Source organism: Pseudomonas idahonensis (genome assembly GCF_037903935.1).
Lineage (GTDB): Bacteria > Pseudomonadota > Gammaproteobacteria > Pseudomonadales > Pseudomonadaceae > Aquipseudomonas > Aquipseudomonas danubii.
Genome location: NZ_CP149586.1, coordinates 6,212,426 through 6,228,074 on the forward strand (window position 1 = coordinate 6,212,426; position 15,649 = coordinate 6,228,074).

General features: G+C 61.9%; 13 protein-coding genes. 4 read left to right on the forward strand and 9 right to left on the reverse strand.

The window, feature by feature from the left end; genetic code table 11:
* Window positions 1–170 precede the first annotated feature (170 nt).
* The 9 genes from WIN67_RS28145 to bioB all read right to left on the reverse strand — a co-directional run bounded on the left by WIN67_RS28145 (window position 171) and on the right by bioB (window position 10,652).
* A complete protein-coding gene (locus tag WIN67_RS28145; RefSeq protein ID WP_339070331.1) occupies window positions 171–1,967 on the reverse strand; it encodes an acyl-CoA dehydrogenase C-terminal domain-containing protein in 1,797 nt (598 codons plus the stop codon).
* A gap of 91 nt (window positions 1,968–2,058) precedes the next feature.
* A complete protein-coding gene (locus WIN67_RS28150; RefSeq protein ID WP_102881059.1) occupies window positions 2,059–3,351 on the reverse strand; it encodes a GGDEF domain-containing protein in 1,293 nt (430 codons plus the stop codon).
* Between the two features lie 219 nt (window positions 3,352–3,570).
* Window positions 3,571–5,376, reverse strand: a complete 1,806-nt coding sequence (locus tag WIN67_RS28155; protein ID WP_102861950.1) for a phenylacyl-CoA dehydrogenase — start codon at window positions 5,374–5,376, stop codon at window positions 3,571–3,573.
* Window positions 5,377–5,675: 299 nt separating this feature from the next.
* Window positions 5,676–5,972: a pyrroloquinoline quinone biosynthesis protein PqqE gene (locus WIN67_RS28160; protein WP_102861951.1), complete on the reverse strand. Its 297-nt coding sequence runs from the start codon at window positions 5,970–5,972 to the stop codon at window positions 5,676–5,678.
* A 107-nt stretch (window positions 5,973–6,079) separates the two neighbouring features.
* On the reverse strand, window positions 6,080–6,760 hold the full coding sequence (gene bioD, locus WIN67_RS28165; RefSeq protein ID WP_265073861.1) for a dethiobiotin synthase: 681 nt from the start codon (window positions 6,758–6,760) through the stop codon (window positions 6,080–6,082).
* Window positions 6,757–7,569, reverse strand: coding sequence for a malonyl-ACP O-methyltransferase BioC (bioC, locus tag WIN67_RS28170; RefSeq protein ID WP_110653363.1), 813 nt, complete (start codon window positions 7,567–7,569; stop codon window positions 6,757–6,759). Before bioC ends, bioD begins: the two co-directional genes overlap by 4 nt.
* The gene (locus WIN67_RS28175; RefSeq protein WP_102881061.1) at window positions 7,562–8,293 is read right to left on the reverse strand and encodes an alpha/beta fold hydrolase; all 732 of its coding nucleotides are present in this window, start codon (window positions 8,291–8,293) and stop codon (window positions 7,562–7,564) included. Before WIN67_RS28175 ends, bioC begins: the two co-directional genes overlap by 8 nt.
* Complete coding sequence (gene bioF / locus WIN67_RS28180; protein WP_339070332.1) at window positions 8,286–9,464, reverse strand: 8-amino-7-oxononanoate synthase; 1,179 nt, start codon at window positions 9,462–9,464, stop codon at window positions 8,286–8,288. The genes WIN67_RS28175 and bioF overlap by 8 nt, the downstream gene beginning before the upstream one ends.
* Window positions 9,465–9,596: 132 nt before the next feature.
* Entirely contained in the window at window positions 9,597–10,652 is a 1,056-nt protein-coding gene (gene bioB / locus WIN67_RS28185) for a biotin synthase BioB (RefSeq protein ID WP_102861956.1), read from the reverse strand.
* 91 nt (window positions 10,653–10,743) lie between these two features.
* Here bioB and WIN67_RS28190 point away from each other — a divergent pair, with 91 nt between their 5' ends.
* From WIN67_RS28190 to WIN67_RS28205, 4 genes are all read left to right on the forward strand, one after another.
* Entirely contained in the window at window positions 10,744–11,484 is a 741-nt protein-coding gene (locus tag WIN67_RS28190; RefSeq protein WP_339070333.1) for a ComF family protein, read from the forward strand.
* 64 nt (window positions 11,485–11,548) lie between these two features.
* The gene (locus tag WIN67_RS28195; RefSeq protein WP_339070334.1) at window positions 11,549–12,313 is read left to right on the forward strand and encodes a TOBE domain-containing protein; all 765 of its coding nucleotides are present in this window, start codon (window positions 11,549–11,551) and stop codon (window positions 12,311–12,313) included.
* An 83-nt stretch (window positions 12,314–12,396) separates the two neighbouring features.
* Window positions 12,397–14,298: a PhoX family protein gene (locus tag WIN67_RS28200; RefSeq protein WP_170002873.1), complete on the forward strand. Its 1,902-nt coding sequence runs from the start codon at window positions 12,397–12,399 to the stop codon at window positions 14,296–14,298.
* A gap of 159 nt (window positions 14,299–14,457) precedes the next feature.
* The gene (locus WIN67_RS28205; RefSeq protein WP_102861960.1) at window positions 14,458–15,432 is read left to right on the forward strand and encodes a serine/threonine protein kinase; all 975 of its coding nucleotides are present in this window, start codon (window positions 14,458–14,460) and stop codon (window positions 15,430–15,432) included.
* The last annotated feature ends 217 nt before the right edge of the window (window positions 15,433–15,649 follow it).

Sequence of the window (15,649 nt, forward strand, 5' to 3'; positions counted from 1 at the left end):
CTAAACAAGCGGGCCGGAACGGGCCCATTTACGAAAAGTCGAGTGTAACCGAACAACTTTTGCGACACATAGGGTCAACTCATGACTTTATTGTTAATTTTAGTCACAACCAAATAGCCAAAAGAAAAAGCCCGCCAGAAGCGGGCCTTGTCCAGAGCACATCAGCGTACTCACAAGGCGAACATCTGCGCCGGCAGGCTCATCAGGCAATCACTGCCAGCGTCGATTGCCGCCAGATGGGCGCCGGTACGTGGCAGCAGTCGCTTGAAGTAGAACGCACAAGTGGCCAGCTTGGCGGTGGCGAAATCACCGTCGCCTTCACCTGCATCGAGCTGTTGCTGCGCCACCAGGGCCATACGCAGCCAGAGATAGGCTAGAACGATGTAGCCGCTGTACATCAAGTAATCCAGGGCTGCGGCCCCCACTTCATCCGGATTTTTCATGGCGGCCATGCCCACCCGGGTGGTTAACTCGCCCCATTGACGGTTCAAGCCATCCAGTTGCGCGATGTAGGCCTTGAACTGAGGATGCTCGGCATGTGCCCCACAGAACTTGTGAACGATCTTGGTAAATCCCAGTAACAGCTTGCCCTGGCTGCCCAGCACCTTGCGGCCCAGCAAGTCCAGAGCCTGGATGCCGTTGGTGCCCTCATAGATCAGGGCGATACGACAATCGCGCACCAGTTGCTCCATGCCCCACTCACGAATGTAGCCGTGACCGCCAAACACCTGCATACCGTGGTTGGTCACCTCAAGGCCCGTCTCGGTCATGAAGGCCTTGCAGATCGGAGTCAGGAACGCCAGGAGGTTCTCGGCGTCCTGACGCTGGGCCGGATCGGCGCTCAGATGAGCCACATCCAGCAATTGGGCGGTGAAATAGGCCAGGGCCCGGTTGCCTTCATTGAACGCCTTCATGGTCAGCAGCATGCGCCGTACATCGGGGTGGACGATGATCGGGTCAGCCGCCTTGTCCGGCGCCTTGGGCCCGGTCAGAGCGCGCATCTGCAAACGATCGTTGGCGTACTTGATCGCACCTTGAAAGCTCGCCTCCCCCAGGCACAGCCCCTGCATTCCGGTGCCCAGGCGCGCGTGATTCATCATGGTGAACATGCAGTTCAGGCCTTTATTGGCCTCGCCGATCAGGAAGCCCTTGGCGCCGTCGAAGTTCAGTACACAGGTAGCCGAAGCCTTGATTCCCATCTTGTGCTCGATGGAGCCGCAACTCACACCGTTGCGCTCACCGACCTCACCTGCTGCGTCCGGCAGGAACTTGGGCACGATGAACAGGGAAATGCCTTTGGTCCCGGCCGGTGCGTCCGGCAGTTTGGCCAGCACCAGGTGAATGATGTTTTCACTCAGGTCGTGCTCGCCGGCAGAGATGAAAATCTTGCTCCCCGATAACGCATAACTGCCATCGGCCTGGGGCACCGCTCGGGTCTTGATCAGGCCCAGGTCGGTACCGCAATGGGCTTCGGTCAGGCACATGGTGCCGGTCCACTGCCCGGCGGTGAGTTTGCTCAGGTACAGCAGCTTCTGTTCGTCGGTGCCATGGGCACGAATCGCCGACATCGCACCATGGGTCAGCCCCGGGTACATGCCCCAGGAAGTGTTGCTGGAACCCACCATCTCGCTGATCACCAGCCCCAGGGAATGGGGCAGCCCCTGGCCGCCATAGGCAGGATCGGCGGCCAAGCCATGCCAACCGCCTTCGACGTATTGGGCGAAAGCCTGTTTGAAACCCTTGGGGGTGGTCACTACGCCATTGTCGAAATGGCAGCCTTCCTCGTCACCGGAGCGGTTCAGCGGAGCCAGGACGTTCTCGCAGAACTTCGCCCCTTCCTCGAGGATCGCGCTGACCATGTCCGGGCTGGCATCGCTGGCTCCCAGTGCGGCGTAACTGCCATGAAAGTCGAAGACATGATCGATCAGGAAGCGCATGTCGCGCAGGGGACCTTGATACTCGGGCATGATGATTTCTCCGGCAGCAGGTTTCTCCAACCTACTGCCGCCGTCCTCAGCCTGCCAATGACGTTCAAGTCGCTGAATGCGCCATCATCACTCAACCCGCAGCCGTATCCATGCGCACTGCGCCACGGCGATTCTGCCCGAAGGCCATGACACAGTTACGCCCCGCGCCCTTGGCACTGTAGAGCGCCTGGTCGGCGGACTTGAGCACTTCTTCGGGAGTCCGGTGCTCCATCAGTCGCTCGGCGACACCGATGCTGATGGTCACCGAAACACTGGATGCCGCTGCAACGCCGCGGCGTTGGCGGCCTTGCTGGTCGTCCTGGGGGCGGTTGTCCTGGTTGCGCAACTGAATGTTGTAGGTAGCGATGATCTCGCGAATCATCTCCAGGTGCGGCATGCACTCATCCAGGGTCTTGCCGGCAAATACCACAGCAAACTCTTCCCCACCGTAACGATAGGCGCGCCCACCGCCAGTGACCTTTGACAGCTTGCTGGCCACCAGGCGCAGCACCTGATCCCCGACATCGTGACCGTGGGTGTCGTTGAATTTCTTGAAGTGATCGACGTCAGTCATGGCCAGCACATAATTGCGACCCAGACGCTGCATGCGCTCATTGAGCGCCCGACGCCCCGGCAAGCCGGTCAACTCGTCACGGAACGCCATCTGGTAAGCCTCATGGGCCACCGCCGCGGCAATCATCAACATGACCTGACTGCACATGATGTTCAGGGTGAATGGCAGGATGAACGTCTTGGGCAGCATCCAGAACAAACCCAGCAAGCCCACCAACTGCGCTGCGTGCAGCGGTCGCGGACTGCGCCAGTACTGGACCGCCAGTAGCAGGAATGCCGCAAAGAATACCGGATAGGACAACTGGATAAGGCTCATCCAACTGCCATGCAAAGCCGGCCAACGGATCTCTGCCAGCCAGTTCAGCAACGCTTGTGGGTAACTCTGTTCCAGGCCCAGAGCGACGCTGCCAAACGCCAATAACACGGCAAAACGCGCGACCATGTCCTGAAACAGATGGGTACGCTCCTGCCAGGCTGCGAACAGGCCAAACAACAAGGGGAGCAAAAGGCAGCAAAGGTGGAATACCACCGCGGCATCTTCGCGGACCCTGCCGTTATCCCGGTAGAAATCGGTTTGGGTATCCAGCAGAAAATAGGCGATGTACACCGTGACCATCAAAAACAGTTCACGCTGGCGCCGATACACAGCGCAATAGGCTCCGCCAAGCAACAGCACCAGCGTTGGCAGCACATTGAACAGCGAAGTGAAGAAGACGTTGAGGTCCTTGACGTAAGCGGCCGCCAGCCCCGCAAGCAAAAGCAGCAAAGACGGTAGGAAATGACTGAAACGTACAGCGGAAGAACGCGGCAAGGGTAAAACTCCGACCCGGCTGATCAATAGATGGCATTGTGCCTTCATTTATTGAAGTTAAGCACACGCGGTGTGACAGACATCACATTGCCATCTCTTTAACGGCAGGAAATCGCTTCTGCTTAGCGATTTAGTCGGGAATTTTCATGAAGATTCTGCAGGCACAAAAAAGCCGCTCGACCCGGAGGGCGAACGGCTTTCTGAAAGGTCCGGTAAGGCTTAGTAGGCCAGGCCGAAGTCCTCTTCCTTCATGTCCATCAGGTTGTTGGCGCCCGACAGCATGGTTGCAACGTGAGTGCGGGTACGCGGCAGGATGCGCTGGAAGTAGAAGCGCGCAGTCTGCAACTTGGCCGTGTAGAAAGCCTCTTCGGTAGTGCCGGCTGCCAGCTTTTCAGCCGCCAGACGGGCCATGTCAGCCCAGAAGTAGGCCAGGCAGGCATAACCGGAATACATCAGGTAGTCCACCGAAGCAGCGCCCACTTCTTCACGGTCTTTCATCGCGGCCATGCCCACTTTCATGGTCAGCTCGCCCCATTCCTTGTTCAGTGCCGCCAGCGGAGCGACGAATTCCTTAACGGCTTCGTTGCCTTCGTTGTTCTGGCAGAACTTGTGGACGATCTTGGTGAAACCCTTGAGGGCCTCGCCCTGAGTCATGAGCACTTTGCGGCCCAGCAGGTCCAGCGCCTGGATGCCAGTGGTGCCTTCGTACAACATCGAGATACGGCTGTCGCGAACGTTCTGCTCCATGCCCCACTCGGCGATAAAACCGTGGCCACCGTAGATCTGCACACCGTGGTTGGCGGACTCGAAGCCGACTTCGGTCATGAACGCCTTGGCGATCGGAGTCATGAAAGCCAGCAGTGCATCGGCTTTCTTCTTCTCTTCTTCGTCTACACCGTATTTGACGATGTCGACCTGCTTGGCGGTGAAGTACACCATCGCCCGGTTACCTTCGGCGAAGGCTTTCATGGTCAGCAGCATGCGACGTACGTCAGGGTGCACGATGATCGGGTCCGCGGCCTTGTCCGGCGCTTTCGGGCCAGTCAGGGAGCGCATTTGCAGACGGTCGCGAGCGTATTTCAGGCCACCCTGGAAGCCGATCTCGGCGTGGGCCAGGCCCTGCAGAGCGGTGCCCAGACGCGCGGTGTTCATAAAGGTGAACATGCAGTTCAGGCCTTTGTTCGCCGGGCCGATGAGGAAACCGGTGGCCGCGTCGAAGTTCATCACGCAGGTGGCGTTACCGTGGATGCCCATCTTGTGTTCCAGCGAACCGCAGCTGACCGCGTTGCGCTGGCCGACACTGCCGTCAGCGTTAGGCAGGAACTTGGGCACGATGAACAGCGAAATGCCTTTGGTGCCGGCCGGTGCGTCCGGCAGACGGGCCAGAACGATATGGACGATGTTGTCGGCCATGTCGTGTTCACCGGCGGAGATGAAGATCTTGGTACCGGTGACTTTGTAGGAACCATCAGCCTGAGGTTCGGCCTTGGTGCGCAGCATGCCCAGGTCGGTGCCGCAATGCGGCTCGGTCAGGCACATGGTGCCGGTCCACTCGCCGGACACCAGCTTGGTCAGGTAAGCCTCTTGCTGCTCAGGAGTACCGTGCTCGGAAATCGTATTCATCGCGCCGTGAGACAGGCCTGGGTACATGCCCCACGACCAGTTGGCTTCGCCGACCATTTCGCTGACTGCCAGGCCCAGGGATTCAGGCAGGCCCTGACCACCGTGCGCGACGTCGTGAGCCAGGCTTGGCCAGCCGCCTTCAACGAATTGCTTGTAGGCCTCTTTGAAGCCAGTCGGGGTCTTAACGCCGGATTCACTCCAGGTGCAACCTTCCTGGTCGCCCACACGGTTCAGCGGCGCCAGTACCTGCTCACAAAACTTCGCACCTTCCTCGAGAATGGCGTCAACCATGTCCGGAGTGGCGTCCTGGCAAGCCGGGAGGCTCTGATAGTGCGCCTCATAGCCGAGCAGTTCGTCACGAACGAAGCGAATATCACGCAAGGGGGCCTTGTAGTCAGGCATAGCGATAAACCTCTGCTGATGTAACCGGGAATGAACAACCGCGTTGATTTTTTATAGCGGTCAAACAGGTGTTTGAAACATACGTTTAGGCCCAAATCTTGTCAAGCGTCGCTCCCATGCCTTTCGTCATCGAAACAAAATGCACGCGCAGGCAAATACCCACAGCGCTGCCGTGAAGTGTAGAAGCCGGCTCGCCGACGATCAGTTACACAAAGAAATGAAGAAGAGGAACCACAGAAGGGAAAGGCATGAGCAAACGCCCGCCTCGCGTGAGAGAAGCGGGCTTTAGCGCAGAGTGATCAAGCGTAGGTATCGATCAGGGTACCGAGTACCTCATCAGAGGCCTTGGCAACTTTGACGCCCAGTTCCACCTGGACCTTGCCCATGGACATCTCGACCATACTGCTGGCCAAGTCCGAACTCTGGCTGCGATCAACGCCCCGTAGGCGATTGACCGAATCCGCCGACGCCTGGCTGTCGGCAGAGCGCTCAACGGCGCTGCTGGCGATCTGGCTGGAACCTTGATCGACACGATTCTGCCCAGTCTGAATCGCGTTCAGTCCGGCGTAGAAAGCGCTGTTCCCGGAAATTTCCATAAGAGAACTCGACCTTGAAAATGAATGACAGGTGTTATTGAAGCAGACCTGTCAAAAAAACACCCGTCAAAAACACTAATGGCAATATGCCTTGCCATAGGCAAAATCTAGTCCAGCAGATCCAGCTGCAGATGTTCGGCTACTGCCTCGGCACTGGCTGTCTTGAGTCGCGGCACTCGGCCCAGGCACGGCGCAGGCAGGCGCTCCGCCAAAGTCGCGAGGTTTTCTTCCAGACGAGAGGTCTTGGGATCGATGATATTGGCCACCCAGCCCGCCAGTTGCAGACCGTCCTGAGCAATGGCCTCGGCAGTCAACAACGCATGATTGATGCAGCCCAGTCGCACGCCCACCACCAGAATCACCGGTAAGCCCAGCGCCATGGCCAGATCCGACAGGTTGTCCTGATCCGCCAGGGGCACTCGCCAGCCACCCGCGCCTTCGATCAGGGTGAAATCCGCCCCCTTGGCCAGAATGTGGCGCATGGGCGTCAGCAATGACTGCACCGTCAATGCCACCCCGGCCTCTCGTGCCGCCAGGTGCGGTGCGATGGGCGGCTCGAAGGCGACCGGATTGACCTCTTCATAGCTCAACGGCAACGACGACTGCGCCAGCAATGCCAGAGCATCGGCATTGCGCAGGCCCTTGGCGCTCAACTCGCACCCGGAAGCCACAGGTTTGCCTGCCGCGGTACTCAGCCCGGCCAGCCGCGCCGCATGCAACAGTCCCGCGGCAATGGTGGTTTTGCCCACATCGGTGTCGGTGCCAGTAATGAAATAGGCAGCACTCATAGCGGTTTCTCCAACACGGCATACACCACCTGATAGGTCGCCGGCAGCCCCTGGGGCTGACGAAACCCCTCGTAAGCCTCGATCAACCCGGCGATACGCGCGCGTCCGGTGAGGCCGCCGGGACGACCGGGATTCAGATTGTGTGCACCCAAGGCTTTCAACTCATGGGTCAGACTACGCACATCCGGGTAATGCAGGACATGGGGAACGCTCTCCAGACTACGTACGTGCAAACCACTGGCATCGCACAAGTGGCGATAGCGTGCGAACTCACGAAAGCGATTGACGTGAACCTGCCCATCGACCCGCCCCCAGCTCTCACGCAGCTCCTGCAAAGTGCCGACGCACAGACTGGCAAAAGCCAGCACACCGCCCGGCTTGAGCACCCGCTGGGCTTCACTGAGCACGGCAGCAAAGTCGGCACACCACTGCACCGCCAGGCTGGAGAAAATCAGCTCGCAGCTGCTGCCCTGCAACGGCAGGCGCTCAGCATCTCCAGCAAAAAAGTGCTCGGCGCCACCCAGGGGCCGCGCGTGCTTGAGCATGCCCTCGGCAATATCCAGGGCCAGCCCCTGACTGCCGGCGAAGCGTGTCCCCAGCACTCGACTGAAATGCCCCGTACCACAGCCCAGGTCCAGCCAGCGCGCAGGCGTCCAGCCTTCAGGCAAACGGCTCAGCAATTGCTGGCCGACCGTGCGCTGCAACTCGGCAACGCTGTCGTAACTGGCTGCGGCGCGGGAAAACGAAGCCGCCACCTGACGCTTGTCAGGCAGGCCTGCGGGTAAGACAGGAACAGACAAATCAGTCATCGCCGGACTCATGCAAAAAAGCCTGGATCGCCCCCGCCACTCCGTGGGGGTCCTCCAGAAGAAAACCGTGGCTGGCCTGCTCGATCAGGCCAACTTCTATATCCGGCAGCAATACCAGCAACTCGGCGGCCGCCTCGGCCGGCACCAGGGCATCCAGCCCGGCGAACAGGTGCAACTGCGGGCCGCGAAAAGCCAGCAAGGCTTCGCGCGTATCCAACTGCGCCAACAACTCCAGACCCGCCATCAGCACCGCACCCGGCGTCGTCGGCGCCCCGCCCAGCAGCATCCGCGACAAGCCGCGGGGATCGGCCGCGCCCTGGGCACACAGCAGGGAAAAGCGCTTGAGGGTGGTACGCGGATCAGCGGCGCAGCCGGCCAGGAAGCCGTCAAAGGTCTCAGCGGCCATGGCACTGGACCATTGCTCGTGAGCAACGAAGCTGGGATTGCTGGCCAGGGTCAACAAACCGCAGCAGCGCTCGCCGCGTCGGGCCGCCAACTCCGCGGCGAGCATGCCGCCCAGGGACCAGCCCCCCAGCCAGGCGTCATCCGGCAGCGCATCGTCGAGCTCGTCCAGCCATGCCTGCAGATCGCTGGACGTCAGCTCCGGCAGGGGTTCGATCTCCACCCGCAAGTGTTCATCCAGCCCCTGCAAAGCGGCAGCCAAAGGTTCCAGGGGCGACACCCCCAGCCCCCAGCCCGGCAACAGGATCAGTCGATCACGCATGGCTAGGCCTCGTTTGCAGTTCACTGAAACAATCCGCCAACGCGCTTAACAATAGCTGGACCTGCGCCTCGCTGTGGGCGGCGGACAACGTCACCCGCAGCCGCGCACTGCCGGCCGGCACGGTCGGCGGACGGATGGCGGTGACCATGATCCCCCGCGAACGGAGCATCCGTGACAACTCCATGGCCCGGGCACTGTCGCCCACCATGATTGGCTGGATCGGGGTAAAGCTGTCCATCAGCTCCAAGCCAATCTGCTCGGCCCCCAGCCGGAACTGACGAATCAGCTTCGCCAGGTGCTCGCGCCGCCAGTGCTCGCTGCGTAGCAACTCCAGGCTTTTCAGCGTGGCGCAGGCCAGCGCCGGTGGCTGGCTGGTGGTGTAGATATAAGGCCGGGCGAACTGGATCAGTGTTTCGATCAGCTCCTCGCTACCGGCGACAAAGGCCCCAGCGGTACCGAAGGCCTTGCCCAGGGTGCCCACCAGCACCGGCACTTCATCCAGCCCCAGGCCGAAGTGTTCCACCAGCCCGGCACCGTTGGCCCCCAGCGGACCAAAGCCATGGGCATCGTCCACCATCAGCCAGGCACCACGGGCCTTGGTTTCCCGGGCCAGGGCCGGCAGGTCGGCGACATCGCCGTCCATGCTGAACACCCCATCAGTGACAACCAGGGTGTTGCCGGTGGCCTTCTCCAGGCGTTTGGCCAGGCTTCCTGCATCGTTGTGCAGATAGCGATTGAAGCGCGCACCAGAGAGCAGGCCGGCATCCAGCAGGGAAGCGTGGTTGAGACGGTCTTCCAGCACCGTGTCGCCCTGCCCGAGCAACGCCGTGACCGCACCGAGATTGGCCATGTAGCCCGTGGTAAACAACAACGCCCGCGGGCGCCCCGTGAACTCGGCCAGGGCTTCTTCCAAAGCGTGATGGGGAGCGCTGTGACCGATCACCAGATGGGAAGCGCCGCCGCCCACGCCCCAGCGGCTGGCACCAGCGCGCCAGGCTTCGATCACCTGCGGGTGATTGGCCAGGCCCAGGTAGTCGTTGTTGCAGAAAGCCAGCAATGGCTGGCCGTCCACCACCACTTGCGGCCCCTGAGGGCTTTCCAGCAGCGGACGCTGGCGATAAAGATGTTCAGCACGACGGGCTGCAAGCCGTGCTGCGAGATCAAAAGACATGCTGGCCTCGATATTGGCTCACAGACACATTACCCGTAGGAGCTGGCTTGCCAGCGAAACAGACAACGCGAAACCCGTCGCACTTGCGCCGTTCACGGGATTCGCCGGCCAGCCGGCTCCTACCACAGGAGGTCAGACGGCAGCGTTGTAGAACTGCTCGCTGCTCTTCTGCTCCACCAGGGCCTGCTCGATGGCCGCCTGATGCACTTCGTCGGCGTGCTCTTCACGGGCTTCGGGCTGGATGCCCAGGCGCGCGAACAACTGCATGTCCTTGTCGGCCTGCGGGTTGGCGGTGGTCAGCAGCTTGTCGCCGTAGAAAATCGAATTGGCACCGGCGAAGAAGGCCAGGGCCTGCATCTGCTCGTTCATCGCTTCGCGGCCGGCGGACAGGCGCACGTGGGATTGCGGCATGAGGATCCGTGCCACGGCAAGCATGCGGATAAAGTCGAACGGGTCCACATCCTCAGCGTTTTCCAGCGGCGTGCCGGCCACCTTCACCAGCATGTTGATCGGCACCGACTCCGGGTGCTCCGGCAGGTTGGCCAGCTGGATCAGCAGGCCGGCGCGGTCGTCCAGGGACTCGCCCATGCCGAGGATGCCGCCGGAACAGATCTTCATCCCGGCGTCACGCACGTAGGCCAGGGTTTGCAGACGCTCGCTGTAGGTGCGGGTGGTGATGATGCTGCCGTAGAACTCCGGCGAGGTATCCAGGTTGTGGTTGTAGTAGTCCAGGCCGGCCTTGGCCAGGGCCTCGGTCTGGTCCTGATCGAGACGGCCCAGGGTCATGCAGGTTTCCAGGCCCATGGCCTTCACGCCTTTGACCATCTCCAGCACATAGGGCATGTCCTTGGCCGAAGGGTGCTTCCAGGCGGCGCCCATGCAGAAACGCGTAGAGCCGATGGCCTTGGCCCGAGCGGCCTCCTCCAGCACCTTCTGCACTTCCAGGAGCTTTTCCTTTTCCAGGCCAGTGTTGTAGTGGCCGGACTGCGGACAATATTTGCAATCTTCCGGGCAGGCGCCGGTCTTGATCGACAGCAGGGTCGAAACCTGGACCCGATTGGCATCGAAATGCGCGCGGTGCACCGTCTGCGCCTGGAACAGCAAGTCATTGAATGGCTGGACGAACAGGGCTTTGACTTCAGCCAAAGTCCAGTCATGACGCAGGGTAGCGGTGGTGCTGGCGCTCATGGGCGATTCCTTGATTATGCTTGGCAGGCGGTGCGGGACAGGGAGAGTCCACAGCCGCAACACGGATGTTCGGCATATTTAAGGAAGAGCCATGCACTGTCAACCCGAATACAAAGGGCCAGTTTACATCTGGTCAAAAAACAAACAAATCTGTTTACTTTGCGATGAGCCCAGCGATTCAGCCCTGGCCCTGTGCAGTTCATGTCAGGACGAACTGCCCTGGCTCGGCGCCCAATGCTCGGTCTGCGCCCTGCCCCTGCCCGCCGCCAGCCTGACCTGTGGCCAGTGCCTGAAACGTCTCCCCGCGTTTCGACGGGTCATCGCCCCCTGGCGTTACGATTTTCCGGTGGACAGCCTGATCAGCCGTTTCAAACACTATGAAAAGTGGCCTTTTGGCCGACTGATGGCCGAACTTCTCAGCCAATTCCTTCACTATCGCTACGATGAAGGCCTGCCCCGGCCAGACTGCCTGCTGCCGGTGCCGCTGTCCCGGCGACGCCTGCGCCAGCGAGGCTTCAACCAGGCCGGCATGCTGGCCCAGTGGCTGGGAGAACAACTGCAACTGGCGGTGGAGCCCCTTCTGCTGCTGCGCACCCAGGACACCCCGGCACAACAAGGCCTGGGGGCCCGTGCCCGTCAGCGCAACCTGCACCAGGCCTTCGCCCTCGCCGCCGACGCGCCTGTGGCCGGCCGCCACCTGGCCCTGGTGGACGACGTCCTCACCACAGGTGCCACTGCCCAGGCCCTGGCCCGGTTGCTGATCAATGCCGGTGCCCGTCAAGTGGATGTCTATTGCCTGGCCCGAACCGCAAGACCCGACACCCCCGACTGACTTGACTCTCATCGCTCAAACCGCAAACTCCCAGTCCATCTTCAGTGCCCAAAGCGTCCCTGCCATGTCCTTGCCCACTCTGTTGACCCAGCACATCGCCCGCCGCCCACAACGCATCGCCCTGCTGCAACACATTGCCGAACAGGGCTCCATCACCCGCGCGGCCAAAAGCGCCGGCCTGAGCTACAAGGCCGCCTGGGATGCCATCGATGAGCTCAACAACCTGGCTCAGCGTCCGCTCGTAGAGCGCAACGTCGGCGGCAAGGGCGGTGGCGGGGCCAAACTCTCCGCCGAGGGCGAACGCGTGTTGCGCCTTTACCAACGCCTGCAAGCACTGCAGGCCCAAGTGCTGGAAGCCGCAGAAGATGCCAGCGATCTCGATCTGCTGGGGCGCCTGATGCTGCGCACCAGTGCCCGCAACCAGCTGCACGGCAAGATCCGCGAGATCGCACCTCTAGGCTGCAATGACCTAATCAGCCTGGAGCTGCCAGAAGGCCTGCTCCTCAAGGCGCAGATCACCCACGACAGCACCCAGCGCCTGGAACTGGAAACCGGCACTGAAGTGGTGGCCTTGATCAAGGCCGGCTGGCTGGACCTGCACCCTGCCGACGCCCAAGTAACAACTGGACACAATTGCCTGAGCGGGACCGTCGAGCAGATTCTCGACGCCGAAGACGGCCCCTGCGAGGTGCGCATCACCCTGCCCAACGGCCAGACCCTCTGCGCCCTGGCCGAGCCGCACCGGCTCAAGACGCTGGAAATGACCAAGGGCAAACCGGTCCAGGTGCAGTTCTCTGCCTCCCATGTCCTGCTCGGCACCCCGCTGTAACCGGAGTGCGACGACTTCAGGCTGCAACATATTCGTCATAGGCGCTCATTAAGGTGGCTGCAAAAACCCGCAGGGAGCCTGATATGAGCCTGTTAGAAGAAGACCAACCCACCGACCTGGAACAGATGGTCGGCCTCAGCCGCCGGGGTTTCATCGGTGCCGGTGCCCTGTGCGGCGCCGCCCTGTTTCTCGGTGGCGGACTGCTCGGCCGCAGCGCCCTGGCCACCAGTGTCAGCGCCGGCAACAGCCAGCTGCTGGGTTTTGCCGGCATTGCGGCCGCCACCAGCGACAACATCACCCTGCCGGCGGGCTACAAATCCTCGGTACTGATCAGTTGGGGCCAGCCGCTGACCAAGAACGGGCCGGCCTTCGACCCCAGCGGCAATGGCACCGCCCAGGCCCAGGAAGTGCAGTTTGGCGACAACAACGACGGCATGAGCCTGTTCGCCTTCCCGGACGACAAGCACCGGGCGCTGATGGCGATCAACAACGAATACACCAACTACCGCTACCTCTATTCCCACGGCGGCCAACCGCAATCGGCCGAGGACGTGCGCAAGGCCCAGGCCAGCGAAGGGGTGTCGGTCATCGAAGTGCAGCGCAAGAACGGCCAGTGGCAGTTCGTCCAGGGTTCACGCTACAACCGGCGCATCCACGGCAACACGCCAATCCGCCTCAGCGGCCCTGCCGCCGGTCACGACCTGCTCAAGACCGCTGCCGACCCCAAGGGCAGGAAAGTCCTCGGCACCTTCCAGAACTGCGCCAACGGCAAGACCCCCTGGGGCACCTACCTGACCTGCGAAGAGAACTTCACCGACTGCTTCGGCAGCAGCAACCCCGAGCAGAAGTTCGACGCCGCGCAGAAACGCTACGGCGCGGTGGTGACCAGCAAGGACATCAACTGGCACCCCCACGACCCGCGTTTCGACCTGGCCAAGAACCCCAACGAGCTCAACCGTCACGGCTGGGTGGTGGAAATCGATCCATTCGACCCGCAATCGACCCCGGTCAAACGCACCGCCCTGGGCCGCTTCAAGCATGAAAACGCGGCCCTGGCGCAAACACGTGACGGCCGCGCCGTGGTCTACATGGGCGACGATGAGCGCGGAGAATTCATCTACAAGTTCATCAGCCGCGACAAGATCAACCACCGCAACCCCAAGGCCAACCGCGACCTGCTGGACCACGGCACCTTGTACGTGGCGCGCTTCGATGCCGGCGACGGCAACCCGGACCGTCCCAAGGGCCAGGGCCAGTGGATCGAGTTGACTCACGGCAAGAACGGCATCGACGCCAGCAGCGGCTTCGCCGACCAGGCCCAGGTACTGATCCAGGCGCGCCTGGCGGCCAGTGTGGTCCAGGCCACGCGCATGGACCGCCCGGAATGGATTGTGGTCAGCCCCAAGGACGGCCAGGTCTATTGCACCCTGACCAACAACGCCAAGCGTGGCGAAGACGGCCAGCCAGCAGGTGGCCCCAACCCGCGGGAGAAGAATGTCTACGGACAGATCCTGCGCTGGCGCACCGGCGGCGACGATCATGGCGCGATGAGTTTTTCCTGGGACCTGTTCGTGGTAGCCGGCAACCCCGCTGTGCATGCCGGCCAGCCCAAGGGCGGCTCCTCCAACATCACCCCAGAGAACATGTTCAACAGCCCCGACGGCCTGGGTTTCGACCAGGCCGGACGCCTGTGGATCCTCACCGACGGCGACTACAGCAACAGCGGCGATTTTGCCGGCATGGGCAATAACCAGATGCTCTGCGCCGACCCGGACAGCGGTGAAATCCGCCGTTTCATGGTCGGACCGGTGGGCTGCGAAGTCACCGGGATCGCCTTCGCCCCGGACCAGAAGACCCTGTTCGTCGGCATCCAGCACCCGGGAGAAACCGGTGGTTCGACCTTCCCCGAGCACCTGCCCAACGGCAAGCCGCGCTCCTCGGTGATGGCTATCACCCGGGAAGACGGCGGCATCATCGGCGCCTGAACCCGCCCCGCGCCAAACCGGCCCCTACGCCCGTAGGAGCCGGCTCGCCGGCGAACCCGGCGCCCAGCCGAACCACCAGCAAACCCTCCCCCCACTGGCTCCCCGTCTGCGTTACCATGCTTGGCCGGACGCGGCAGCCTGCTGCGCGCAGGAGTAAGCATGTCGCACCCGTTTGAAACACTGACACCCGACCTGGTTCTCGACGCCGTTGAAAGCATCGGTTTTCTCAGCGACGCCCGCGTGCTGGCGCTCAACAGCTACGAAAATCGCGTCTATCAAGTCGGCATCGACGAAGGCGAACCGCTGATCGCCAAGTTCTATCGCCCCCAGCGCTGGACCAACGAAGCGATCCTGGAAGAACATCGCTTCACCTTTGAACTCGCCGAGTGCGATGTGCCGGTGGTCGCGCCGATCATCCACGACGGCGCCAGCCTGTTCGAGCACGCGGGCTTTCGCTTCGCGCTGTTTCCCCGGCGTGGCGGACGCGCGCCCGAACCGGGCAACCTGGATCAACTCTATCGCCTCGGGCAATTGCTCGGTCGCCTGCACGCCGTGGGCGCCACCCGCCCCTTCGAGCACCGCGAAGCCCTGGGCGTGAAGAACTTCGGTCATGACTCACTGGCGACCCTGCTGCAAGGCAACTTCATTCCCAAGAGCCTGCTGCCGGCCTACGAGTCCGTGGCCCGGGACCTGCTCAAGCGGGTGGAAGAGGTCTACCAGGCCACCCCGCACCAGAACATCCGCATGCACGGCGATTGCCACCCCGGCAACATGATGTGCCGCGACGAGATGTTCCATATCGTCGACCTGGACGACTGCCGCATGGGCCCGGCGGTGCAGGACCTGTGGATGATGCTGGCCGGCGACCGCCAGGAGTGCCTCAGCCAGCTCTCCGAACTGATGGACGGCTACAGCGAGTTTCATGATTTCGACCCGCGGGAACTGGCCCTGATCGAACCGCTGCGAGCCCTGCGCCTGATGCACTACAGCGCCTGGCTGGCACGACGCTGGGACGATCCGGCCTTTCCCCACAGCTTCCCCTGGTTCGGCAGCGAACGTTACTGGGGGGATCAGGTCCTGGCCCTGCGCGAACAGCTGGCAGCCCTCAACGAAGAACCTCTCAAACTGTTCTGACCCTGCCTGCAGGAGCTGGCTTACCAGCGAAGAGGCCCATGAGGTCGTCTTCGCCGGCAAGCCGGCTCCTACAAGAATCCGCCTCGATACAACGCCAACCTTAGGAGCTGGCTCGCCAGCGAAGAGGCCCGTAAGTTCGCCTTCGCCCACCAGCCCTCCCCCACAGAAACGGGCGGCGCAAAAGTCAGGACATGTCCTGACAATTGTCCTTACAATC